The 22,308-nt window shown below is 62.3% G+C and carries 35 protein-coding genes and 1 pseudogene; all 36 read left to right on the forward strand.

Annotated features, from left to right (window positions below; translation table 11 throughout):
* Positions 1 to 20 precede the first annotated feature (20 nt).
* On the forward strand, positions 21 to 1,196 hold the full coding sequence (tuf, locus tag NKI18_RS20210; protein WP_254817137.1) for an elongation factor Tu: 1,176 nt from the start codon (positions 21 to 23) through the stop codon (positions 1,194 to 1,196).
* 63 nt (positions 1,197 to 1,259) lie between these two features.
* A complete protein-coding gene (gene rpsJ, locus NKI18_RS20215) occupies positions 1,260 to 1,568 on the forward strand; it encodes a 30S ribosomal protein S10 (RefSeq protein ID WP_006205468.1) in 309 nt (102 codons plus the stop codon).
* Between the two features lie 96 nt (positions 1,569 to 1,664).
* Complete coding sequence (gene rplC / locus NKI18_RS20220) at positions 1,665 to 2,393, forward strand: 50S ribosomal protein L3 (RefSeq protein WP_352451050.1); 729 nt, start codon at positions 1,665 to 1,667, stop codon at positions 2,391 to 2,393.
* Positions 2,393 to 3,013 carry a 50S ribosomal protein L4 gene (gene rplD, locus NKI18_RS20225; RefSeq protein WP_023675140.1) on the forward strand — a complete coding sequence of 207 codons (621 nt, stop codon included), beginning with the start codon at positions 2,393 to 2,395 and terminating at the stop codon, positions 3,011 to 3,013. Before rplC ends, rplD begins: the two co-directional genes overlap by 1 nt.
* Complete coding sequence (locus tag NKI18_RS20230; RefSeq protein ID WP_023675139.1) at positions 3,010 to 3,303, forward strand: 50S ribosomal protein L23; 294 nt, start codon at positions 3,010 to 3,012, stop codon at positions 3,301 to 3,303. Before rplD ends, NKI18_RS20230 begins: the two co-directional genes overlap by 4 nt.
* Positions 3,304 to 3,325: 22 nt before the next feature.
* Positions 3,326 to 4,159: a 50S ribosomal protein L2 gene (gene rplB, locus NKI18_RS20235; RefSeq protein ID WP_023675138.1), complete on the forward strand. Its 834-nt coding sequence runs from the start codon at positions 3,326 to 3,328 to the stop codon at positions 4,157 to 4,159.
* A gap of 16 nt (positions 4,160 to 4,175) precedes the next feature.
* Positions 4,176 to 4,454, forward strand: a complete 279-nt coding sequence (gene rpsS, locus NKI18_RS20240) for a 30S ribosomal protein S19 (RefSeq protein WP_006205463.1) — start codon at positions 4,176 to 4,178, stop codon at positions 4,452 to 4,454.
* Between the two features lie 2 nt (positions 4,455 to 4,456).
* Positions 4,457 to 4,846: a 50S ribosomal protein L22 gene (gene rplV / locus NKI18_RS20245; RefSeq protein WP_006205462.1), complete on the forward strand. Its 390-nt coding sequence runs from the start codon at positions 4,457 to 4,459 to the stop codon at positions 4,844 to 4,846.
* A complete protein-coding gene (gene rpsC, locus NKI18_RS20250) occupies positions 4,846 to 5,571 on the forward strand; it encodes a 30S ribosomal protein S3 (RefSeq protein ID WP_023675137.1) in 726 nt (241 codons plus the stop codon). The genes rplV and rpsC overlap by 1 nt, the downstream gene beginning before the upstream one ends.
* Before the next feature lie 27 nt (positions 5,572 to 5,598).
* On the forward strand, positions 5,599 to 6,012 hold the full coding sequence (gene rplP, locus NKI18_RS20255) for a 50S ribosomal protein L16 (protein WP_006205460.1): 414 nt from the start codon (positions 5,599 to 5,601) through the stop codon (positions 6,010 to 6,012).
* A 13-nt stretch (positions 6,013 to 6,025) separates the two neighbouring features.
* Positions 6,026 to 6,226 carry a 50S ribosomal protein L29 gene (gene rpmC / locus NKI18_RS20260; protein WP_006205459.1) on the forward strand — a complete coding sequence of 67 codons (201 nt, stop codon included), beginning with the start codon at positions 6,026 to 6,028 and terminating at the stop codon, positions 6,224 to 6,226.
* Between the two features lie 11 nt (positions 6,227 to 6,237).
* Complete coding sequence (gene rpsQ / locus NKI18_RS20265) at positions 6,238 to 6,477, forward strand: 30S ribosomal protein S17 (protein ID WP_023675136.1); 240 nt, start codon at positions 6,238 to 6,240, stop codon at positions 6,475 to 6,477.
* Between the two features lie 82 nt (positions 6,478 to 6,559).
* Positions 6,560 to 6,928 (forward strand): 50S ribosomal protein L14, encoded by a 369-nt coding sequence (rplN, locus tag NKI18_RS20270; protein WP_006205457.1) that lies wholly within the window; start codon positions 6,560 to 6,562, stop codon positions 6,926 to 6,928.
* A gap of 12 nt (positions 6,929 to 6,940) precedes the next feature.
* Positions 6,941 to 7,255, forward strand: coding sequence for a 50S ribosomal protein L24 (rplX, locus tag NKI18_RS20275; RefSeq protein WP_254817150.1), 315 nt, complete (start codon positions 6,941 to 6,943; stop codon positions 7,253 to 7,255).
* Positions 7,248 to 7,826 (forward strand): 50S ribosomal protein L5, encoded by a 579-nt coding sequence (gene rplE, locus NKI18_RS20280; RefSeq protein ID WP_008875670.1) that lies wholly within the window; start codon positions 7,248 to 7,250, stop codon positions 7,824 to 7,826. Before rplX ends, rplE begins: the two co-directional genes overlap by 8 nt.
* A gap of 26 nt (positions 7,827 to 7,852) precedes the next feature.
* Positions 7,853 to 8,158: a 30S ribosomal protein S14 gene (rpsN, locus tag NKI18_RS20285; RefSeq protein WP_023675134.1), complete on the forward strand. Its 306-nt coding sequence runs from the start codon at positions 7,853 to 7,855 to the stop codon at positions 8,156 to 8,158.
* Positions 8,159 to 8,170: 12 nt separating this feature from the next.
* A complete protein-coding gene (gene rpsH / locus NKI18_RS20290; RefSeq protein WP_006205453.1) occupies positions 8,171 to 8,569 on the forward strand; it encodes a 30S ribosomal protein S8 in 399 nt (132 codons plus the stop codon).
* Between the two features lie 89 nt (positions 8,570 to 8,658).
* Positions 8,659 to 9,192, forward strand: a complete 534-nt coding sequence (gene rplF, locus NKI18_RS20295) for a 50S ribosomal protein L6 (protein ID WP_023675133.1) — start codon at positions 8,659 to 8,661, stop codon at positions 9,190 to 9,192.
* 85 nt (positions 9,193 to 9,277) lie between these two features.
* On the forward strand, positions 9,278 to 9,637 hold the full coding sequence (gene rplR / locus NKI18_RS20300; RefSeq protein WP_023675132.1) for a 50S ribosomal protein L18: 360 nt from the start codon (positions 9,278 to 9,280) through the stop codon (positions 9,635 to 9,637).
* A gap of 135 nt (positions 9,638 to 9,772) precedes the next feature.
* Positions 9,773 to 10,336, forward strand: a complete 564-nt coding sequence (rpsE, locus tag NKI18_RS20305; protein ID WP_006333394.1) for a 30S ribosomal protein S5 — start codon at positions 9,773 to 9,775, stop codon at positions 10,334 to 10,336.
* A 24-nt stretch (positions 10,337 to 10,360) separates the two neighbouring features.
* On the forward strand, positions 10,361 to 10,558 hold the full coding sequence (gene rpmD, locus NKI18_RS20310; protein WP_006205449.1) for a 50S ribosomal protein L30: 198 nt from the start codon (positions 10,361 to 10,363) through the stop codon (positions 10,556 to 10,558).
* A gap of 22 nt (positions 10,559 to 10,580) precedes the next feature.
* Entirely contained in the window at positions 10,581 to 11,054 is a 474-nt protein-coding gene (gene rplO, locus NKI18_RS20315; protein ID WP_352451045.1) for a 50S ribosomal protein L15, read from the forward strand.
* 191 nt (positions 11,055 to 11,245) lie between these two features.
* Positions 11,246 to 12,586, forward strand: a complete 1,341-nt coding sequence (secY, locus tag NKI18_RS20320) for a preprotein translocase subunit SecY (RefSeq protein WP_023675130.1) — start codon at positions 11,246 to 11,248, stop codon at positions 12,584 to 12,586.
* The gene (locus tag NKI18_RS20325) at positions 12,583 to 13,194 is read left to right on the forward strand and encodes an adenylate kinase (protein WP_352572486.1); all 612 of its coding nucleotides are present in this window, start codon (positions 12,583 to 12,585) and stop codon (positions 13,192 to 13,194) included. Before secY ends, NKI18_RS20325 begins: the two co-directional genes overlap by 4 nt.
* A gap of 198 nt (positions 13,195 to 13,392) precedes the next feature.
* A complete protein-coding gene (gene rpsM, locus NKI18_RS20330) occupies positions 13,393 to 13,761 on the forward strand; it encodes a 30S ribosomal protein S13 (RefSeq protein ID WP_006205445.1) in 369 nt (122 codons plus the stop codon).
* A 143-nt stretch (positions 13,762 to 13,904) separates the two neighbouring features.
* The gene (rpsK, locus tag NKI18_RS20335) at positions 13,905 to 14,294 is read left to right on the forward strand and encodes a 30S ribosomal protein S11 (protein ID WP_006205444.1); all 390 of its coding nucleotides are present in this window, start codon (positions 13,905 to 13,907) and stop codon (positions 14,292 to 14,294) included.
* Between the two features lie 104 nt (positions 14,295 to 14,398).
* Positions 14,399 to 15,409 (forward strand): DNA-directed RNA polymerase subunit alpha, encoded by a 1,011-nt coding sequence (locus NKI18_RS20340; protein WP_023675128.1) that lies wholly within the window; start codon positions 14,399 to 14,401, stop codon positions 15,407 to 15,409.
* Positions 15,410 to 15,452: 43 nt separating this feature from the next.
* Complete coding sequence (gene rplQ / locus NKI18_RS20345; protein WP_023675127.1) at positions 15,453 to 15,884, forward strand: 50S ribosomal protein L17; 432 nt, start codon at positions 15,453 to 15,455, stop codon at positions 15,882 to 15,884.
* Between the two features lie 194 nt (positions 15,885 to 16,078).
* Positions 16,079 to 17,566, forward strand: coding sequence for a DegQ family serine endoprotease (locus NKI18_RS20350; protein ID WP_352572488.1), 1,488 nt, complete (start codon positions 16,079 to 16,081; stop codon positions 17,564 to 17,566).
* A gap of 43 nt (positions 17,567 to 17,609) precedes the next feature.
* The gene (locus NKI18_RS20355; protein WP_023675125.1) at positions 17,610 to 18,920 is read left to right on the forward strand and encodes a replication-associated recombination protein A; all 1,311 of its coding nucleotides are present in this window, start codon (positions 17,610 to 17,612) and stop codon (positions 18,918 to 18,920) included.
* Between the two features lie 136 nt (positions 18,921 to 19,056).
* Positions 19,057 to 19,887 (forward strand): aspartyl/asparaginyl beta-hydroxylase domain-containing protein, encoded by an 831-nt coding sequence (locus NKI18_RS20360; RefSeq protein ID WP_352622107.1) that lies wholly within the window; start codon positions 19,057 to 19,059, stop codon positions 19,885 to 19,887.
* Between the two features lie 31 nt (positions 19,888 to 19,918).
* Positions 19,919 to 20,305 carry a fluoride efflux transporter CrcB gene (gene crcB, locus NKI18_RS20365; protein ID WP_352622104.1) on the forward strand — a complete coding sequence of 129 codons (387 nt, stop codon included), beginning with the start codon at positions 19,919 to 19,921 and terminating at the stop codon, positions 20,303 to 20,305.
* 125 nt (positions 20,306 to 20,430) lie between these two features.
* Positions 20,431 to 20,802 (forward strand): CrcB family protein, encoded by a 372-nt coding sequence (locus NKI18_RS20370; protein ID WP_352451039.1) that lies wholly within the window; start codon positions 20,431 to 20,433, stop codon positions 20,800 to 20,802.
* Complete coding sequence (locus NKI18_RS20375; RefSeq protein ID WP_254817158.1) at positions 20,799 to 21,137, forward strand: DUF190 domain-containing protein; 339 nt, start codon at positions 20,799 to 20,801, stop codon at positions 21,135 to 21,137. Before NKI18_RS20370 ends, NKI18_RS20375 begins: the two co-directional genes overlap by 4 nt.
* 62 nt (positions 21,138 to 21,199) lie before the next feature.
* Complete coding sequence (locus tag NKI18_RS20380) at positions 21,200 to 22,180, forward strand: RluA family pseudouridine synthase (RefSeq protein WP_352458558.1); 981 nt, start codon at positions 21,200 to 21,202, stop codon at positions 22,178 to 22,180.
* A gap of 5 nt (positions 22,181 to 22,185) precedes the next feature.
* Positions 22,186 to 22,308, forward strand: a pseudogene (locus NKI18_RS20385) (EamA/RhaT family transporter); the annotation flags it as partial.

Here is a 22,308-nt window from a genome sequence, read left to right on the forward strand (position 1 = left end):
GGCAGGAATGGAGAGATCACATGGCAAAAGGTAAATTCGAGCGCACTAAGCCTCATGTGAACATTGGCACGATCGGTCACGTCGACCATGGCAAGACGTCGCTGACGGCGGCGATCACCAAGTATTTTGGCGAATACAAGCGCTACGACCAGATCGATGCGGCGCCCGAAGAGAAGGCCCGCGGCATCACCATTTCGACGGCGCACGTCGAATACGAAACCGCCAACCGCCACTATGCCCATGTCGACTGCCCCGGCCACGCCGACTACGTCAAGAACATGATCACCGGTGCCGCGCAGATGGACGGCGCGATCCTGGTGGTGTCGGCCGCCGACGGCCCGATGCCGCAGACGCGCGAGCACATCCTGCTCGCCCGCCAGGTCGGCGTGCCCTCGATCGTGGTGTTCTTGAACAAGGTTGACCAGGTCGACGACGCCGAGCTGCTCGAGCTGGTCGAGCTCGAGGTGCGTGAGCTTTTGACCAAGAACGAGTTCCCCGGCGACGACATTCCGATCGTCAAGGGTTCGGCGCTTGCCGCACTTGAAGACAGCGACAAGAAGATCGGCGAGGACGCCATCCGCGAATTGATGGCTGCGGTCGATGCCTACATCCCGACGCCGGTGCGTCCGCTCGACAAGCCGTTCCTGATGCCGATCGAGGACGTGTTCTCGATCTCGGGCCGCGGCACGGTTGTGACCGGCCGCGTCGAGCGCGGCGTCGTCAAGGTCGGCGAGGAGCTGGAGATCGTCGGCATCCGTCCGACCACCAAGACGACCTGCACGGGCGTCGAGATGTTCCGCAAGCTGCTCGACCAGGGCCAGGCCGGCGACAACATCGGCGCGCTGCTGCGCGGTGTCGACCGTGAAGGCGTCGAGCGCGGCCAGGTCCTGGCCAAGCCCGGCACCGTCAAGCCGCACAAGAAGTTCGTTGCCGAAGCCTACATCCTGACCAAGGACGAGGGCGGCCGCCATACGCCGTTCTTCACCAACTACCGTCCGCAGTTCTATTTCCGCACGACGGACGTGACCGGCATCGTGTCGCTGCCGGAAGGCACCGAGATGGTGATGCCGGGCGACAACATCACCGTCGATGTCGAGCTGATCGTGCCGATCGCCATGGAAGAGAAGCTGCGCTTCGCCATCCGTGAAGGCGGCCGCACCGTCGGTGCCGGCATCGTCGTCACCATCAAAGAGTAATTTGGACTTAAACCGATCTGTCGCGGGCGCTGCCCGCGCCGCGCCAGAACAAGGAAGTGACGCATGAACGGACAGAATATCCGCATCCGCCTGAAGGCGTTTGATCACCGGGTGCTCGACGCCTCGACACGGGAAATCGTGTCGACCGCCAAGCGCACCGGCGCCAACGTCCGCGGCCCCATTCCGCTGCCGACGCGGATCGAAAAGTTCACGGTCAACCGGTCGCCTCACGTCGACAAGAAGAGCCGCGAGCAGTTCGAGATGCGCACGCACAAGCGTCTGCTCGACATCGTCGACCCGACCCCGCAGACGGTCGATGCTTTGATGAAGCTCGACCTGGCCGCCGGTGTCGACGTCGAGATCAAGCTCTAAGGAACCAGAGGTCAGCGGGGCGACCCGGAACTCTGAAGGAACAAGAGGCGTGGAGGGGCGACAGCCCCGACAGGGAACTCTAAAGGAATTGAACCGATGCGTTCAGGTGTGATTGCAAAGAAGGTGGGAATGACCCGCATCTACAACGATGCCGGGGAACATGTTCCCGTCACTGTTCTCCAGATGGAGAACTGCCAGGTCGTGGCGCAGCGCACGCAGGAGAAGAACGGCTATACCGCCGTCCAGCTCGGCGTTGGCCTTGCCAAGGTGAAGAACACGTCGAAGGCGATGCGCGGCCATTTCGCGACCGCTTCCGTCGAGCCCAAGGCCAAGGTTGCCGAGTTCCGCGTCTCCGCCGACAACATGATCGATGTTGGCGCCGAGATCACCGTCGAGCACTTCGTCGTCGGCCAGAAGGTCGATGTGACGGGGACCACGATCGGCAAGGGCTTCCAGGGCGTCATCAAGCGGCACCACATGGGTGGCGGCCGCGCGACGCACGGCAACTCGGTGTCGCACCGTACACACGGCTCGACCGGCCAGCGCCAGGATCCGGGCAAGGTGTTCAAGGGCAAGCATATGGCCGGCCACATGGGTGACACCCGCGTCACCACGCAGAATGTCGAGGTCGTCTCGACCGACGCCGATCGCGGCCTGATCCTGATCCGCGGTGCGGTCCCGGGTTCGAAGGGTGCATGGATCCTGGTCCGCGACGCGGCCAAGGTGGCGCTTCCGGCCAATGCGCCGAAGCCCGCCGCGATCCGCGCCCTTGCGACTGACGGTGCCGCCACGAACGAGGCCCCGGCCACAGAGGGAGCGGAATAATGGACCTCAAGATTACAACGCTTGGCGGCAAGGACGCCGGCAAGCTGAAGCTCTCCGAAGAGATTTTCGGCCTCGATCCGCGCGAGGACATCCTGCAGCGCGTTGTGCGCTGGCAGCTTGCCAAGAAGCAGCAGGGCACCCACAAGGCCAAGGGTCGCGCGGAAATCGCCCGCACCGGCGCCAAGATGTACAAGCAGAAGGGTACAGGCCGCGCCCGTCACCATTCGGCTCGCGCTCCGCAGTTCCGCGGCGGCGGCAAGGCCCACGGCCCGGTCGTGCGCAGCCACGAGCACGATCTGCCGAAGAAGGTGCGTGCACTCGGCCTCAAGCATGCGCTTTCGGCCAAGGCCAAGAGCGCGTCGATCATCATCATCGACGAGCTGAAGCTGACCGAGGCCAAGACCAAGGCACTGATCGCGAATTTCGCGACGCTGGGCCTGAGCAACGCCCTGGTGATCGGCGGCGCCGAGCTTGACAAGAATTTCAAGCTGGCGGCGACCAACATCCCGAACATCGACGTGCTGCCCATCCAGGGCATCAACGTCTACGACATTCTGCGCCGCGGCACGCTGGTCCTTTCCAAGGCCGCCGTCGAGGCTCTCGAGGAGCGCTTCAAATGACCGACCTTCGTCATTACGACGTGATCGTCTCGCCGGCGATCACCGAAAAGTCGACCATGGCTTCCGAGCAGAACCAGGTCGTCTTCAATGTCGCCAAGAAGGCGTCGAAGCCGGAAATCAAGGCCGCCGTCGAAGCGCTGTTCGGCGTCAAGGTGATGGCCGTGAACACGCTTGTCCGCAAGGGCAAGATCAAGCGCTTCCGCGGCACGATCGGCCGCCAGAGCGACGTCAAGAAGGCGGTTGTGACGCTGGCCGAAGGCCAGTCGATCGACGTCGCGACGGGTCTCTGAGCAAGGTCGCGAGGACAGAACAATGGCACTGAAAAAATTCAACCCGGTAACGCCGAGCACCCGTCAGCTGGTCATCGTCGACCGCTCGGGCCTCTACAAGGGCAAGCCCGTCAAGGGCCTGACCGAAGGCCTGACCAAGTCGGGCGGCCGCAACAATTACGGCCGCATCACGGCCCGCTTCATCGGCGGCGGTCACAAGCGCACCTACCGTATCATCGACTTCAAGCGCCGCAAGTTCGACGTCGTCGGCACGGTCGAGCGTATCGAGTACGATCCGAACCGCACCGCCTTCATCGCGCTGATCAAGTATGACGATGGCGAGTTGTCCTACATCATCGCCCCGCAGCGTCTGGCTCCCGGCGACAAGATCGTGGCCGGTGAATCGGTCGACGTGAAGCCGGGCAACGCGATGCCGCTGGCTTCGATGCCGGTCGGCACGATCGTCCACAATATCGAGCTGAAGCCCGGCAAGGGCGCTCAGGTCGCCCGTTCGGCCGGCGGTTATGGCCAGCTCGTCGGCCGCGACCAGGGCATGGCGATCCTGCGCCTCAATTCGGGCGAGCAGCGTGTCGTCCACGGCTCCTGCATGGCCACTGTCGGCGCCGTGTCCAACCCGGACCACGGCAACATCAATGACGGCAAGGCAGGCCGCACCGTGTGGCGCGGCAAACGTCCGCACAATCGCGGCGTGACCATGAACCCGGTCGACCATCCGCATGGCGGCGGCGAAGGCCGCACCTCGGGTGGCCGCCATCCGGTTTCGCCCTGGGGCAAGCCGACCAAGGGCAAGAAGACGCGGTCCAACAAGGCGACCGACAAGTTCATCCTGCGCTCGCGCCATCAGCGCAAGAGCTAAGAAGAGGTAACGCCAAGTGACTCGTTCGATTTGGAAAGGCCCCTTCATCGACGGCTACCTTCTGAAGAAGGTGGACAAGGTTCGTGAAGGTGGTCGCAATGAGGTGATCAAGATGTGGAGCCGCCGCTCCACCATCCTGCCGCAGTTCGTCGGCTTCACCTTCGGTGTCTACAACGGCCAGAAGCACGTTCCCGTCTCGGTGAACGAGGACATGGTCGGTCACAAGTTCGGTGAATTCGCTCCGACCCGGACCTATTACGGTCACGGCGCGGATAAGAAGGCGAAGAGGAAATAATCATGGGCAAGGCCAAAGCTCCGCGCAGGCTTGCTGACAACGAAGCGCGCGCCGTGTTGCGCACGATCCGTATCAGCCCGCAGAAGCTGAACCTGGTTGCCGCGCTGATCCGCGGCAAGAAGGTCGCGACAGCACTTTCCGACCTCGAATTCTCGGCCAAGCGGATTTCCGGCACGGTCAAGAAGACGCTGGAATCGGCGATCGCCAACGCGGAAAACAACCACGACCTCGACGTCGATGCGCTGATCGTGGCGGAAGCCTATGTCGGCAAGTCGATCGTCATGAAGCGGTTCCATGCCCGTGGCCGTGGTCGCGCCAGCCGTATCGAGAAGCCGTTCTCGCACCTCACGATCGTCGTTCGTGAAGTCGAAGAAAAAGGGGAGGCCGCATAATGGGCCAGAAAGTCAATCCGATCGGTCTGCGTCTCGGCATCAACCGCACCTGGGATTCGCGCTGGTTCGCGAACACCGGCGAGTACGGCAAGCTGCTGCACGAGGACATCAAGATCCGCAAATATCTTGAGAAGGAACTCAAGCAGGCTGCGATCTCGAAGGTCGTGATCGAGCGTCCGCACAAGAAGTGCCGCGTCACCATCCATGCGGCGCGTCCGGGCCTGATCATCGGCAAGAAGGGCGCCGACATCGAGAAGCTTCGCAAGAAGCTGATGGAGATGACCAAGTCCGAGACGCATCTGAACATCGTCGAAGTGCGCAAGCCGGAGATCGACGCGACCTTGGTCGCCCAGTCGATCGCCCAGCAGCTCGAGCGCCGCATCGCGTTCCGCCGCGCCATGAAGCGTGCCGTGCAGTCGGCGATGCGCCTCGGTGCCGAAGGCATCCGCATCAACTGCGCCGGCCGTCTCGGCGGCGCCGAGATCGCGCGCATGGAATGGTATCGTGAAGGCCGCGTGCCGCTGCATACGCTGCGTGCCGACGTCGACTACGGCACGGCCGAGGCGAATACGGCCTACGGCATCTGCGGCGTCAAGGTCTGGGTGTTCAAGGGCGAAATCCTCGAGCACGACCCGATGGCTTCGGAGCGCCGCGCCACCGAGGGCGATCATGCGCATGGCGGTGGTGGTGAGCGCGAACGCGGTCGCCGTCGCGAAAACGCGTAAGACATTTAGGAATTTGGAGTTAGAACGATGCTGCAGCCAAAGCGCACAAAGTTCCGCAAGCAGTTCAAGGGCCGCATCCACGGTACCGCCAAGGGCGGCACCAACCTGGATTTCGGTGGTTTCGGGCTGAAGGCGCTTGAGCCGAACCGCGTCACCGCGCGTGAGATCGAGGCGGCCCGCCGCGCGATCACCCGCGAGATGAAGCGTGCCGGCCGCGTGTGGATCCGTATCTTCCCGGACGTGCCGGTGACGTCGAAGCCGACCGAAGTCCGTATGGGTAAGGGCAAGGGCGCGGTCGACTACTGGGCGGCACGCGTCAAGCCGGGCCGCATCATGTTCGAGATCGACGGCGTCAACGAGGAAACCGCCCGTGAGGCGCTGCGTCTCGGCGCGGCCAAGCTCTCGGTCAGGACGCGCTTCGTACAGCGCATCGCAGAATAAGGACGGGCTGATCATGAAAGCCGAAGACATCCGGACCAAGACCCAGGACCAGCTGACCGACGACCTGGCCAGCCTGAAGAAGGAGCAGTTCAACCTGCGCTTCCAGAAGGCCACCGGCCAGCTTGAGAAGACCGCGCGCGTGAGGCAGGTCCGCAAGGACATTGCGCGTATCAAGACCATCGCTGCGGAAAAGTCCGCGGCCAAGAAGGCTTAAGGACGAAAACCATGCCAAAGCGCATTCTGCAGGGCACCGTCGTCAGCGACAAGAACGAGAAGACGGTTGTCGTCAAGGTCGAACGGCGCTTCACGCATCCCGTGATGAAGAAGACCGTGCGCATGACCAAGAAGTACAAGGCGCACGACGAGAACAACGCCCACAAGGTCGGTGATCAGGTGTTCATCCAGGAATCGAAGCCGATTTCCAAGGACAAGCGCTGGGTCGTGGTGTCTTCGGACCAGGCCTGATCAGGGCTAACGAAACGAATTTTGGACAGACCGGGGAGGGGTGAGAAACCCGTCCCGTTAGAAAAGAAGAAGGCGGCCAGTCATGATTCAGATGCAAACAAACCTCGACGTCGCGGATAATTCCGGCGCCCGTCGTGTCATGTGCATCAAGGTGCTGGGCGGCTCGAAGCGGAAATACGCTTCCGTGGGCGACATCATCGTGGTGTCGATCAAGGAAGCCATCCCGCGCGGCCGCGTCAAGAAGGGCGATGTGATGAAGGCGGTCGTGGTTCGCACGGCCAAGGACATCCGCCGCCCGGACGGCAGCGTGATCCGTTTCGACAAGAACGCAGCCGTTCTCGTCGACAACAAGAAAGAGCCGATCGGCACGCGTATCTTCGGACCGGTTCCGCGCGAACTCCGCGCCAAGAACCACATGAAGATCATCTCGCTCGCGCCTGAAGTGCTGTAAGGAGCCGGACCAATGCAAAAGATTAGAAAAGGCGACAAGGTCGTCGTGCTGGCCGGCAAGGACAAAGGCCGTTCGGGCGAAGTCCTTTCGGTACAGCCGAAGGATGACACCGCGCTGGTGCGCGGCGTCAACCTGATCCGTCGTCACCAGAAGCAGTCCCAGTCCCAAGAGGGCGGGATCATCACCAAGGAAGCGCCGATCCAGCTGTCGAACATCGCGCTGGCCGACCCCAAGGATGGCAAGCCGACCCGCGTCGGCTTCATCTTCCAGAAGGACGGCAAGAAGGTGCGCGTCGCCAAGCGCTCGGGAGAAGTCATCAATGGCTAAGGCTCAAACCAAGCAGGCAACTGCCCAGAACACGCCGCGCCTCAAGCAGGTCTACAACGAGACCATCCGCAAGGCGCTGCAGGAGCAGTTCGGCTACGAGAACGAGATGCAGGTTCCGCGCATCGACAAGATCGTGCTGAACATGGGCGTCGGCGAGGCGACCGGCGATTCGAAGAAGCCTTCGATCGCCGCGGAAGACCTTGCAATGATCGCCGGCCAGAAGGCCGTCGTCACCCGCGCCCGCAACTCGATCGCCGGCTTCAAGGTCCGCGAGAAGATGCCGATCGGCGCCAAGGTCACGCTGCGCAAGGAACGCATGTACGAGTTCCTCGACCGCCTCGTGAACATCGCACTGCCGCGCGTCCGCGACTTTCGCGGACTTAATCCGAAGAGCTTCGATGGCCGTGGCAACTATGCCATGGGCATCAAGGAACACATCGTGTTTCCGGAGATCAACTACGACAAGGTTGATCAGATCTGGGGCATGGACGTCATCGTTTGTACGACTGCGAAGACGGACGACGAAGCCAGGGCATTGCTCAAGGCCTTCAACTTCCCCTTCCGCCAGTAACGGCAGCGAGAAAAGGAAAATCTGAAATGGCAAAGACCAGCTCAGTCGAGAAGAACAACAGGCGCCGCAAGCTTGCGGACCAGTTCGCTGCCAAGCGCAAGGTGCTCAAGGCGATCATCATGGATCAGTCCAAGCCGATGGAAGAGCGCTTCCGCGCCCAGCTGAAGCTTTCGGCGCTGCCGCGCAACTCGGCCAAGACCCGCATTCGCAACCGCTGCGAAGTCACCGGACGTCCGCGTGCCTATTATCGCAAGCTCAAAGTATCGCGTATCGCGCTTCGTGATCTCGGCAATAACGGCCAGATCCCGGGCCTGGTCAAGTCGAGCTGGTAAGGAGGACATAACATGTCATTGAGCGATCCTCTCGGCGATATGCTGACCCGCATCCGCAACGCGTATGGCCGCAAGAAGTCGAGCGTTTCGACGCCGGCCTCGCGCCTGCGTACCCGCGTCCTCGACGTGCTGAAGGCGGAAGGCTATATCCGCGACTACAGCCAGACCGACTTCGACAACGGCAAGTCCGAAATCGAGATCGAGCTGAAGTATTTCGATGGTGCGCCGGTGGTGCGCGAAATCGCTCGGGTCTCGAAGCCCGGCCGCCGCGTCTACGTTTCGGCCAAGTCGATACCGCACGTCGCCAACGGCCTCGGCATCGCCATCCTTTCGACGCCGAAGGGCGTGATGGCCGACCACGAAGCGCGTGAACAGAATGTCGGCGGGGAAATCCTCTGCCAGATCTTCTGATCTGGTATGTGACCCGGTTGGAAACAGGTTTTCGGGATCTAGTCCCGAAAGCCGAGACCTGAAACAAGAGAAGTGACGAGGACAACAAAATGTCTCGTATTGGAAAGAAACCCGTTTCGCTGCCGCAGGGCGTGACCGCGACCGTCAACGGCCAGACCGTGACGGCGAAGGGTCCGAAGGGCGAGCTGAAGTTCGTGGTGAACGACGAAGTGCTGGTCAAGATGGAAGGCAGTGAGATCGCTGTCCAGCCGCGCGACCAGACCAAGACTGCCCGTTCCAAGTGGGGCATGTCACGCACGCAGATCGTCAACATCCTGCAGGGCGTCAAGGACGGCTTCGAAAAGAAGCTCGAGATCACCGGCGTCGGCTATCGTGCCGCCATGCAAGGCAAGAACCTGCAGCTGGCGCTCGGCTTCAGCCATGACGTCGTCTACGAGACGCCGCAGGGCGTGACGATTTCGGTGCCGAAGCCGACGGAAATCACGGTGACCGGCATCGACAAGCAGCAGGTCGGCCAGGTCGCCGCCGAGATCCGCGAGTATCGTAGCCCCGAGCCCTACAAGGGCAAGGGCGTTCGCTATGCTGGCGAGAAGATCGTCCGCAAGGAAGGCAAGAAGAAGTAATTTTAACGCCGCGGGGAGCGGTCGCGGGAGGCTCGTCCTACCGCATATGGTTGCCCCCGTTTTTTGAAGGCAAGGAACTGATATCATGGGCTCGAAAGAATCCACCCAACGCCGCGCCCAGCGCGTCCGCCGCCAGATCAAGAAGGTTGCCGGCGATCGTCCGCGCTTGTCGGTCCATCGCACGTCGAAGAACATCTATGTCCAGGTGATCGACGACGCCAAGGGCCACACCATCGCGGCTGCTTCGACGCTCGAGAAGGAGCTCAAGGGCTCGCTCAAGACCGGCGCCGACACCGCGGCTGCAGCTGCCATCGGCAAGCTGATCGCCGAACGCGCCTCCAAGGCCGGCGTCAAGGAAGTCGTCTTCGACCGCGGCGCCTATATCTACCACGGCCGCGTCAAGGCGCTGGCCGAGGCTGCCCGTGAAGGTGGTCTGAGCTTCTAGAGCATGATCCCGAAAAGTTGCAGACTTTTCGGATAAGATCATGCGAAGGAAAAAAGAGTTTTCGCCCCCGGCGACCCACAGAGGCGCCGGATATCATCATCAACCGTGCTTCCGGAAAAAAACAAGGAACAGGATATGGCACAGGAACGTAGGGATGGCGGCCGCGGCCGTGATCGCGAAGAGCGCGACGACGGCATGGTCGACAAGCTCGTCCACATCAACCGCGTCGCCAAAGTCGTCAAGGGCGGCCGGCGCTTCGGCTTTGCGGCACTTGTCGTCGTCGGCGACCAGAAGGGCCGCGTCGGCTTCGGCCACGGCAAGGCGCGCGAAGTGCCGGAGGCGATCCGCAAGGCGACCGAATCGGCCAAGCGCGACATGATCTTCGTGCCGCTGCGCTCAGGCCGCACGCTGCACCACGACGTCGAGGGACGCTGGGGCGCGGGACGCGTTCTGCTGCGCGCCGCCAAGCAAGGTACCGGCATCATCGCCGGCGGCCCGATGCGCGCCGTTTTCGAGACGCTCGGCATGCATGACGTGGTCGCCAAGTCGATGGGTTCTTCGAACCCCTACAACATGGTTCGCGCCACTTTCGACGCGCTGAAGAGCCAGATGCATCCGAAGGATGTGGCTGCCGCGCGCGGCATCAAGTATTCGACCCTTCAGGCCCGCCGCGGCACCGCCGTTGCGGCTGAAGAATAGTCGACGCTGACCAGGGATCTGACCATGGCCAAGAAAGCAACCAAGACCATCACCGTCGAGCAGATCGGTTCGCCGATCCGCCGGCCGAAGGAGCAGCGCGCAACGCTGGTCGGCCTCGGCCTCAACAAGATGCACAAGCAGCGCACGCTGGAGGATACGCCCTCGGTGCGCGGCATGATCGCTGCCGTCCAGCATCTCGTCCGCGTCGTGGACGAGGGCTGAGCCAGAGCGCAGGAGAACCCAGATGAAACTCAATGATCTGCGTGACAAGGACGGCGCGACGCACTCCAAGAAGCGTCTTGGCCGTGGCATCGGTTCCGGTTCGGGCAAGACCGCCGGTCGCGGCGTCAAGGGCCAGAAGGCGCGCTCCGGCGTCGCCGTCAACGGCTTCGAGGGTGGCCAGATGCCGCTCTACCGCCGCCTGCCGAAGCGCGGCTTCAACAATATCTTCGCCAAGAGCTTCACCGTCGTGTCGCTGGCCCGCATCCAGGCCGCGCTCGATGCCAAGAAGCTCGACGCTAAGACAGTTGTAACGGCCGAGGCGCTGGTTGCGGCAGGTGTCATCCGTCGCGTCAAGGACGGCGTGCGCATCCTTTCGGACGGCGACATCAAGGCCAAGCTTGCCTTCGACGTTGCCGGTGCTTCCAAGGCCGCGGTCGAGAAGATCGAAAAGGCCGGCGGCTCGGTGAAGCTGCCGGAGCAGGCAGCCGCCGAGTAACGGCAATTTGAAGCACGGCCGGCAAAGGTGGAATTCGGTTTTGCCTGCGGTCGTGCTTTGATCCGACAGATGTGGCGGCCGCATCAACGCGGCCGCTTGCATGTTTGCAGTCCGGAGCTTATCTCGTGAGCTTCGGTGACACGCGCCGCCTGAGCTGCGGGCATCGAGCGTGACCAAGCGGAGAATCAGGCATGGCTTCGGCTGCTGAACAACTAGCCTCGAATCTGAATTTTTCGGCCTTCGCCAAAGCCGAGGATCTGAAGAAGCGCATCTGGTTCACCATCGGCGCGCTGCTCGTCTACCGTCTTGGCACCTATATTCCGCTGCCCGGCATCAATCCCGACGCTTTCGCCCAGGCCTTCTCGTCGCAGAGCAAGGGCGTGCTCGGCATGTTCAACATGTTCGCCGGCGGCGCCGTGCAGCGCATGGCGATCTTTGCCCTCGGCATCATGCCCTATATCTCGGCCTCCATCATCATGCAGCTGATGACCTCGGTCATTCCGTCGCTGGAAGCGCTGAAGAAGGAAGGCGAGCAGGGCCGCAAGATCATCAACCAGTACACGCGCTACGGCACCGTGCTTCTGGCGCTGGTTCAGGCGTACGGCATTTCGGTCGGGCTTGAGGGCGGCAACGGCATCGTCAACGATCCCGGCATGTTCTTCCGCATCTCTACCGTCGTCACGCTGGTCGGCGGCACCATGTTCCTGATGTGGCTTGGCGAGCAGATCACTGCTCGCGGCATCGGCAACGGCATTTCGCTGATCATCTTCTCCGGCATCGTCGCCGGCCTGCCGCGCGCCATCTCCGGCACGCTGGAGCTTGGCCGCACCGGCGCCTTGTCGACCGGCCTGATCCTGGCGATCATCGTGCTGGCCATCATCGTCATCGCGCTGATCGTCTTCTTCGAGCGCGCCCAGCGCCGCCTGCTGATCCAGTATCCCAAGCGCCAGGTCGGCAATCGCATGTTCCAGGGCGATACCTCGCATCTGCCGCTGAAGCTTAACACCTCCGGCGTCATTCCGCCGATCTTCGCCTCGTCGCTGCTGCTGCTTCCGGCAACGGTTGCCGGCTTCTCGCAGACCACCAATATGCCTGCATGGGCCAGCACCATCCTGGCGGCGCTCGGCCACGGCCAGCCGCTCTATATGGCCTTCTACGCGGCGATGATCGTGTTCTTCGCCTTCTTCTATACGGCGATCGTCTTCAATCCGAAGGACACCGCCGACCAGCTCAAGAAGCATTCGGGCTTCATCCCGGGCTATCGTCCGGGCGAGCGCACTGCGGACTATATTGACTATGTGCTCACCCGCATCACCGTCGTCGGCGCCATTTATCTGGTGCTGGTGTGTCTGCTGCCCGAGTTCCTGATTTCAGCGACTGGCGTACCGTTCTACCTTGGTGGCACTTCGCTCCTGATCGTGGTCAGTGTAACGCTCGATACGGTGGCGCAGATTCAGGGTCACCTGATCGCGCACCAGTATGAGGGCCTGATCAAGAAGTCGAAGCTGCGCGGGGGGAAAAAGGCCAGATGAGGTTGATATTGCTTGGACCGCCGGGGGCGGGCAAGGGGACACAAGCACTGAGACTGGTAGAACGACACGGCATCCCACAGCTTTCCACGGGGGACATGCTGCGTGCTGCTGTTCAGGCCGGCACCGAAGTCGGCAAGCGCGCCAAGGCGGTGATGGACGCTGGCGAACTGGTGTCCGACGCTATCGTCAACGCCATCGTGGCCGAGCGCATCGATCAAGCTGATTGCGCAAACGGCTTCATCCTTGACGGGTACCCGCGAACCCTGGTGCAAGCGGACGCCGTTGAGGAAATGCTGTCGGATCGCGGACTGGAGCTCGATGCTGTCATCGAATTTGTCGTCGATGACAAGGCGCTGGTTGGCCGAATCGTCAAGCGCGCCGAAGACGCCAAGGCCGCAGGCCTGCCGGTGCGCAAGGACGACAGCCCAGCGGTGTTCGAGGAACGCTTGAGGGAATATTACAAGAAAACCTCGCCGCTGATCGGCTACTACTACGCCAAGGGCAAGCTCAGGGGCGTCGATGGCATGGCCGACATTGATGCGGTGACGCAGCAGATAGAGGCGGTGCTCAGGGCGACGACCCGGACAGTCGGCCAGGCGGCCGGCTAGAGAATCGAACGATTGCGCTTGACTGGAGCGGTCCGCTGGGGTATGGCGGCCCGTCTTCCTATCAGGCATGAGGCTTGCTTGTCCGCAAGGGCAAGGCAGGCCGCTTTGAACTGGAAACTCCCGCAAGGGCCGGCCTCCACCGGACGCGGGGCAACTTGAAGCGCCGGCTCGTCCGGCCTATATGGAGAAGAGAAGAACATGGCTCGTATAGCCGGCGTCAATATTCCGACCAACAAGCGCGTCGTCATCGCGCTTCAATACATTCACGGCATTGGCAAGAAGTTCGCCCAGGAGATCGTCGACAAGGTCGGCATCCCGGCCGAGCGTCGCGTCAACCAGCTGACCGACGCGGAAGTGCTGCAGATCCGCGAGACCATCGACCGCGATTACCAGGTCGAGGGCGATCTGCGCCGCGAAGTGTCGATGAACATCAAGCGACTCATGGACCTCGGCTGCTACCGCGGCCTGCGTCACCGCCGCTCGCTGCCGGTTCGTGGTCAGCGCACGCATACCAATGCGCGCACCCGCAAGGGCCCGGCTAAGTCGATTGCCGGAAAGAAGAAGTAATTTGTGAATGGTCAAGGGTGAATAGTGAATGGTGACGAAGGCCAAGAGCCGACGTTGTGGCCATTCACCATTTTACCATTCACCATTCACCAGGTGGAGCCGCTGGCATTACGGCGGTGTAGAGATCAACTGAAAGGACCATCATGGCCAAGGAAGCCGCTCGTGTTCGCCGTCGCGAACGCAAGAACATCTCGTCGGGCGTTGCCCACGTCAATTCGACCTTCAACAACACGATGATCACCATCACCGACGCGCAGGGTAACTCGATTGCCTGGTCGTCGGCCGGAGCCCAGGGCTTCAAGGGATCGCGCAAGTCGACCCCGTTCGCTGCCCAGATGGCCGCAGAAGATGTTGCCAAGAAGGCCCAGGAACACGGCATGCGCATGCTCGAGGTCGAGGTCTGTGGACCCGGCTCCGGTCGTGAATCGGCGCTGCGCGCGCTGCAGGCTGCCGGCTTCACCATCACCTCGATCCGTGATGTGACGCCGATCCCGCACAATGGCTGCCGCCCGCGCAAGAAGCGCCGCGTCTAAAGAATTTACCGAACGCCGCGCGAGCGCCTCAAGGGCGCTCCTCCACGGCATTCCAGGTCGCCCGCCACGATTGGATGGTGGCGGGACAACGGAAGGAAAGCACTATGATCCAGAAAAATTGGCAAGAACTGATCAAGCCGAACAAGATCGAGTTCTCGTCGAAGAAGAAGACGCTGACCACGCTGGTCGCCGAGCCGCTCGAGCGCGGCTTCGGCCTCACCCTCGGCAACGCGCTGCGCCGCGTGCTTCTGTCTTCGCTGCGTGGCGCGGCTGTAACCGCCGTGCAGATCGACGGCGTTCTGCATGAATTCTCGTCCATCGCCGGCGTCCGCGAGGACGTGACCGACATCGTTTTGAACATCAAGGAAATCGCCATCCGCATGGAAGGCGACGGCCCCAAGCGCATGGTCGTCCGCAAGCAGGGACCGGGCGCGGTTCTCGCCGGCGACATCCAGACGGTCGGCGACGTCGAGATCCTCAATCCCGACCACGTCATCTGCACGCTGGACGAAGGCGCTGAAATCCGCATGGAATTCACCGTCGATACCGGCAAGGGCTATGTGCCGGCCGACCGTAACCGCGCCGAGGACGCGCCGATCGGGCTGATCCCCGTCGACAGCCTGTATTCGCCGGTCAAGAAGGTCTCCTACAAGGTCGAGAACACCCGCGAGGGCCAGGTTCTCGACTATGACAAGCTGACCATGACCATCGAGACCGACGGTTCGATTTCGGGCGAGGACGCGGTGGCCTTCGCCGCTCGCATCCTGCAGGACCAGCTCGGCCTGTTCGTCAATTTCGACGAGCCGCAGAAGGAAGTCGCCGCCGAACAGGTTACCGAGCTTGCCTTCAACCCGGCGCTGCTCAAGAAGGTCGACGAGCTCGAGCTTTCGGTGCGTTCGGCCAACTGCCTGAAGAACGACAACATCGTCTATATCGGCGACCTGATTCAGAAGACCGAAGCCGAGATGCTGCGCACCCCGAACTTCGGCCGCAAGTCGCTGAACGAGATCAAGGAAGTCCTGGCGGCGATGGGCCTGCATCTCGGCATGGAAGTGCCGGACTGGCCGCCGGAAAACATCGAAGACCTCGCCAAGCGTTACGAAGATCAATATTGAGGCTTGAGAGAGCCTCTTGAACCCGCAATGAAGGAGAAGAGCCATGCGCCACGGATTTAAAGGCCGCCGGTTCGCCCGCAGCATCAGCCATCGCAAGTCGATGTTTGCCAACCTTGCCGTGTCGCTTATCGAGCACGAGCAGATCCTCACCACGCTGCCGAAGGCGAAGGATTTGCGTCCGATCGTCGAGAAGCTGGTGACGCTCGGCAAGCGCGGCGACCTGCACGCCCGCCGCCAGGTTATTGCCCAGATCGGCAATGAAGGCGTCGTCAAGCGCCTGTTCGATACCATCGCGCCACGTTATGCCACCCGCAACGGCGGCTATCTGCGCATCATGAAGGCCGGCTTCCGCCACGGTGATAACGCGGCAATGGCGGTCATCGAGTTCGTCGACCGCGACACCTCGGCCAAGGGCGCCGGCGACCGTGCCCGCATCGAGGCCGAAGGCACCGAAGAGGAAGCCGCAGCCGCATAAGGCTCGGTTTTTCGCGAGAAGTTCAAAAGGGGCCTCCGGGCCCCTTTTTCTGTTTCCGAAGGTACCGGGCAGGGCTGGTAGGGGTTTTGTCACCGGTTTTTGCGGCGACTACCCAAAATAATCGGATTTCAGCGGCTTAGCCTTTCATTTTGCACAATCGTCAGGACAATGGCGCCCGACTTGGAGGATTCGGAATGCGCGTTAAACGGCTGTCCATTGTTCTGATCTGCGCCTTGATGGCGTTGGCCGTCGTGCCGGCGGCCAGGCACGCGCTGGCGGAGGAGGCCAAGCCAGATCCCGGTCTGTCCGACGTGCTGACCGATCTGCTGCATGGCGTCGAAGGCGAAAACGCCACTTCAGGCCCCGACAAGCGCGTGCCGTTCGGCCGCGAGGAGGTGCAGCTGTCCTTCGCGCCGCTGGTCAAGCAGACGGCGCCGGCCGTGGTCAATGTCTACGCCTCGCAGACCGCCAAGGTGACGTCGCCCTTCGACGGCGATCCGTTCTTCGAGGAGTTCTTCGGCCGCTCGCAGCCGCGCGCGCAGTCCTCGCTCGGTTCGGGGGTGCTGGTCGATCCGACCGGCGTCGTGGTCACCAATTTCCACGTCGTCAAGGACGCCGACCAGGTCAAGGTCGCGACTGCCGATGGGCGCGAATTCGACAGCAAGGTACTGCTTAAGGACGAGACGCTCGATCTCGCCGTGCTCAAGATTTCTTCCGACAAGCCGTTTCCGGTGATCGCCATCGGCGATTCCGACGCGCTCGAGGTCGGCGACCTGGTGCTGGCGATCGGCAATCCGTTCGGTGTCGGCCAGACCACCACCAGCGGCATTATTTCGGCGGTGGCGCGCAGCCATATCGGCGTCTCCGATTCCAGCTTCTTCATCCAGACCGACGCCGCCATCAACCCCGGCAATTCCGGTGGCGCGCTGGTCAACATGGGAGGGCAGCTGATCGGCATCAACACGGCGATCTATAGCCGTAGCGGCGGCTCGATCGGCATCGGCTTTGCCATCCCTTCGAACATGGTTCGCGCCTTCGCCGACGCGGCCAAGGCCGGGCTCGACTTCTTCGAGCGGCCGTATGCCGGTGCCGAGTTCGAGGCGGTGACGCCGCAGATTGCCGAATCGCTCGGCATCGACAAACCGACCGGTGCGCTGGTTTCTTCGGTCGAAGAGGCGGGACCCGCCGCCAAGGCAGGGCTCAAGCCGGGCGACGTAGTGCTGTCGCTCAACGGCAAGCCGGTCGAGAGCGTCGGGGCGCTGGACTACCGGATGGCGACGCTGTCGATTGGTACGAATGCCAGCTTCGGCGTTCTGAGCAAGGGTCAGCAGGCGACGATGGACATCGCGCTGGAACGGCCGCCTGAGGGCGCCAAAGCTGCGGAACTCACATTGCGCGGCCGCAGCCCGTTTTCCGGTGCCAAGGTTGCTGAACTGTCGCCACGGCTTGCCCAACGGCTCGGTCTGCGCACCGATGTCAAAGGCGTCACCGTGGTCGACATCAACCGCGATTCGCCTGCTGCCGATTTTGGCTTCCAGCCAGGCGACATCGTGCGTGAGGTCAATGGCCTGACGATCGACAAGGCGGCGACCTTGGAACAGGTAGCCCAGCAGGATACGCGCTGGTGGCGCTTTACCGTCGAGCGCGGCGGGCAGATACTGCGCCAGGTGTTGCGTTACTGAGCCCGAACGTCAGCATGATCGGGCTCCAGGCAGAAGAAGTTGCATGGCCGATCTGTTCAGTGTCGATGAACCGGAAAAGACGCCGCCCGGCAGGCCGCTGGCGGACCGTCTGCGCCCGAAGAACCTCGGCGAGGTCGTCGGCCAGGAGCATCTGACCGGACCCGACGGCGCGCTGACGCGGCTGATCGGCTCCGGCTCGCTCGGCTCGATGATCTTCTGGGGCCCGCCCGGCACCGGCAAGACCACGGTCGCACGGCTGCTTGCCGGCGAGACAAGCCTCGCCTTCGAACAGATCTCGGCGGTGTTTTCCGGCGTTGCCGACCTGAAGAAAGTGTTCGAGGCAGCGAAGCTGCGCCGCTCCAACGGCCGCCAGACACTGCTGTTCGTCGACGAGATCCATCGCTTCAACCGCGCCCAGCAGGACAGTTTTCTGCCCGTGATGGAAGACGGCACCGTCGTGCTGGTCGGCGCCACCACCGAGAACCCGTCCTTCGAGCTTAACGCCGCGCTGTTGTCGCGCGCGCGTGTGCTGGTCTTCCACTCGCTCGGCGAGGACAGCATCGCCAAGCTGCTGGCGCGAGCCGAGGAGGCAGAGGGCAGGGCGCTGCCGCTCGATGAAGACGCGCGGGCGATGCTCATCCGCATGAGCGATGGCGACGGCCGCGCGGCATTGACGCTCGCCGAAGAGGTCTGGCGCGCAGCGAAATCAAAGGAGGTGTTCGGCGCCGAAGCTCTGCAGCGCATCGTCCAGCGCCGCGCGCCGATCTACGACAAGGGACAGGACGGCCACTACAATTTGATCTCCGCCTTGCACAAATCGGTGCGCGGCTCCGACCCCGACGCGGCACTCTACTATCTCGCCCGCATGTTCGACGCCGGCGAAGATCCGCTTTATCTCGGGCGCCGGTTGGTGCGCATGGCGATGGAGGATATCGGGCTGGCCGACCCGCAGGCGCTCGTCGTCGCTAACGCCGCCAAGGACGCCTATGACTATCTGGGCTCGCCCGAGGGCGAACTGGCCTTCGCCGAGGCGACCGTCTATCTCGCCACCGCGCCGAAATCCAATGCAGTTTATACCGCGTTCAAGGCCGCCACACAGGCGGCGAAGGAATTCGGTTCGCTGCTGCCGCCCAAGCACATTCTCAATGCGCCGACCAAGCTGATGAAACAGGAAGATTACGGCGCCGGCTATCGCTACGACCACGACGAGCCCGACGCTTTTTCCGGCCAGGACTATTTTCCGGAGAAGATGGGAAGGCAGACATTCTACGACCCGCCAGAGCGCGGCTTCGAGCGCGATATCAGGAAGCGGCTGGATTATTGGGCGAAGCTGCGCAGCGAGCGGGAAAAGTAGCTGCCGACCGCACAGTGGTGTGATCGCCGTTGTCTGGCGGGATAAAAAACCCTATCAAGATGCGCCTTCGGCCGGCGGACAGGCCAGAAACGTACCGACGATATTCAGAACGGAATCGCGCCTGGCGCGTGGAAAAATGACAAAAAAATCTCGCAAGACCCTTCGGAAGTTCGCCATAGCGATCCCGCTGCTGGCGCTCGGCTTCTATTTCATTCCCATCCTGACGACAATTTTCATTGTCCTCGGCCTGGTCGACGTGTTGCGCAATGACAACAAGAACTGGGCGCTGTTCAGTGGTTATTTTCTCGGCAACGGCATCTTCACCTGGCTGCTTTCGCCCTTCAATCTGCTGGTCGATCTTCTGTGCTACAGAAACCGCGGTGTCTGGAAACTGGACCAGTTTCCTCCGGACTATCAGCGTGAGGTCAACGAGGTTCTGGACGTCTTCAAGGCGCGCAAGGACGAGATCATCGCCGATATCGACGCCAATTTCGGCAGCGGCCGGCGCGGCATGTATGTCTACCAGTGGTACGGCAAGCACAAAATCGACAACGTTGCCGAATTCAACAAGGATTTCAAATACATCAAGACCATCGCCGTGTCGGTGTTCAGGGGCAGGGAATCGACCTCCTGGCATTTCGGACCGCTGCGGCTCAGCCTGCGCATTCTCTACAACCTTCTCCCGGTGAAAGCCGAGGTTTTCGTCGAGTGCAACAACGCCAGGAACTACTGGCACGACAATCCGCTCTATATTTTCGACGACACGCTACTGCACCGCTCGGTCAACGAATATGATGGGCGCCGCTACTGCGTGTTCATGGACATCATCCGGCCATCGCCATTCCCCGGCCTGATCGCCGCTCTTCTCGCCATCGTTTCGGTCAGCGTCGAGCGCATCAACGCCATGTTCTACAAGAACTGGAAGATGATCGGCTCCAGCAAGCCGAAGAAGGCCGGAGCCGCCTGACACCGTGGTGTGACCGGCGCGAGGGAGCACGATGTATCATCTGTTGCTTGTCTGCCTTGGTGGCGCGATCGGTGCAATGGCCCGCTTCTTCCTGTCCGGCTTCGTCGCCCGCCGGGTCGGCGAGACCTTTCCCTGGGGCACTATGGCCGTCAACGTCTCGGGAGCGTTTGCAATCGGTGTCGTTGCGCATGCGGTGGCGCGCGACGGCATGCCCGCCATCTGGGCCTTTACCGTTACCGGCGGCCTCGGCTGCTACACCACGGTTTCTTCCTTCAGCCTGCAGACGCTGGCGCTGGCGCGCGAGGGCGAATGGCGGCGCGCCGGCGGAAATGTGCTGTTTTCGGTTTTTCTGAGCCTCGGCGGCGTGACGCTGGGCTTTGCTGCGGGAAGTCTTCTGATTGGCAGCGGGGCGCGGTGAGCGGCCCGCGGAAGCTCCGCCACGACGGGACGGACACTGCCGCGGCAGGGCATGCGGCGCGCCTCATTGGCCGTCGCAGAACCAACGAAACGGTTCGGCTCTATGCGACCGTAGCCGCAGGCAGCATGATCGGCGGTGTGTTGCGGGCGCTTGCCTCATCGACGAGCACTGCCCTGTGGGGCGCTGGATTTCCCTTCGGCACGCTCCTCGTCAACATTGTTGGCTCGTTCCTCATCGGCTTCTACGCGACATTGACGGGACCGGATGGTCGCGTCTTCGCCGGTCCGCTGCAACGTCAATTCTTCATGGCCGGCTTCTGCGGCGGCCTGACGACCTTCTCCGCTTTCAGCCTTGAAACACTCATCCTCGCGCAAGGCGGGAGGTTTGTGGCGGCGGGACTCAATATCGCGATCTCCGTGGTGGCCTGGCTTGCCGCCGTCTGGCTTGGCCACATCTTTGCAGTTCGGCTCAACCGGCTGAGAGGGTCCAGGCAATGAAGATACCAACACAGGCACAGTTGCTGCGCATATTTATCGGCGAAAACGACAAGGCAGATGGCCGTCCGCTGTATGAGGTTATCGTGCTGAGGGCCCGCGAAATGCAGATCGCCGGCGCGACCGTCCTGCGCGGCGCGATGGGGTTCGGCCATTCCAGCCGGCTTCACACCACGAAGATCCTCCGCCTATCGGAGGATCTGCCACTCGTCATCGAGATCGTCGATGACGAGGAAAAATTGGCCGCTTTCCTGCCCGTGCTTGAAACAATCATGACAAGTGGTTTGATTACGCTGGAGAAAGTTCAGGTTCTGCAATATGGAACCGACAACGAATAAGCGAGTGAGATTGCGGGTGCCGGCGAATGCCGTTGCATGCCTGCAAAACGGCGATTGGAATCATGGCAGGCGTTGAACAGATCACAGTGGACGCCGGCGAGGCGGGCATGCGGCTCGACCGCTGGTTCAAGAGCCATTTCCCCGGTCTCGGTTTCGGTCATCTGCAGAAGCTGCTGCGTTCCGGCCAGATCCGCGTCGACGGCGGCAGGGTGAAGGCCGATACCCGCGTCGAAGCCGGCCAGACCGTCCGAGTGCCGCCGCTCGAAGTCGACAAGAAAGGTGAAAGCCCGCTCACCGGTCATTCGATCCGCAACCAGGGCGACGCCGACGTTTTGGCAAAGATGCTGATCCATGAGGACCCGAAGGTCTTCGTCTTCAACAAGCCGGCCGGCCTGGCGGTCCAGGGCGGCTCTGGCGTCACCCGCAATGTCGACGACATGCTGGAAGCCTGGCGCAACCAGAAGGGCGAGAAGCCGCGTCTGGTGCACCGGCTCGACCGCGACACGTCGGGTGTGCTGGTTGTCGCCCGTACAAGGCTCGCCGCCATGAAGCTCGCCGAAGCGTTCCGGGCGCGTGAGACGAAGAAAACCTACTGGGCGCTGGTCAAGGGCGTGCCGCCGAAGCGCGAGGACAAGATCTCGACCTGGCTGATCAAGGAACCGACGCCCGACGGCGATCGTGTGCGCATCGCCAAGCATGGCGAAAAGGGCGCCGATCACGCCGTGTCCTATTACCGCATCGTCGAGCAGGCGGCGCAGACCCTGTCCTGGCTGGAGATGGAACCCTATACCGGGCGCACCCACCAGCTTCGCGTCCATGCCGCCCATATCGGTTGCCCGATCATCGGCGACCCCAAATATTTCGAGGCCGACACCAATTGGGATTTTCCAGGCGGCATGCAGAACCGCCTGCATCTGCACGCGCGCCGCATTGTCATCCCTCATCCCGACAAGGGCTTTGTCGACGTCACCGCACCGATGCCGCCGCATATGCGCCAGAGCTGGAACCTGCTCGGTTTCGACGACGCGAGCGCGGAGGACTAGCGGCGGTGGGCGTCGCCACAGATACACTCGACCGTCGTGACGCGGTCGATCTGGCGGCCGCCGCCATCATGGTTGGGCTGACCTTTTCGTGGGGCCTGAACTACGTTGCCGCCAAGATCTCGTATGCC

This window comes from Mesorhizobium sp. M0800 (genome assembly GCF_040320095.1).
Lineage (GTDB): Bacteria > Pseudomonadota > Alphaproteobacteria > Rhizobiales > Rhizobiaceae > Mesorhizobium.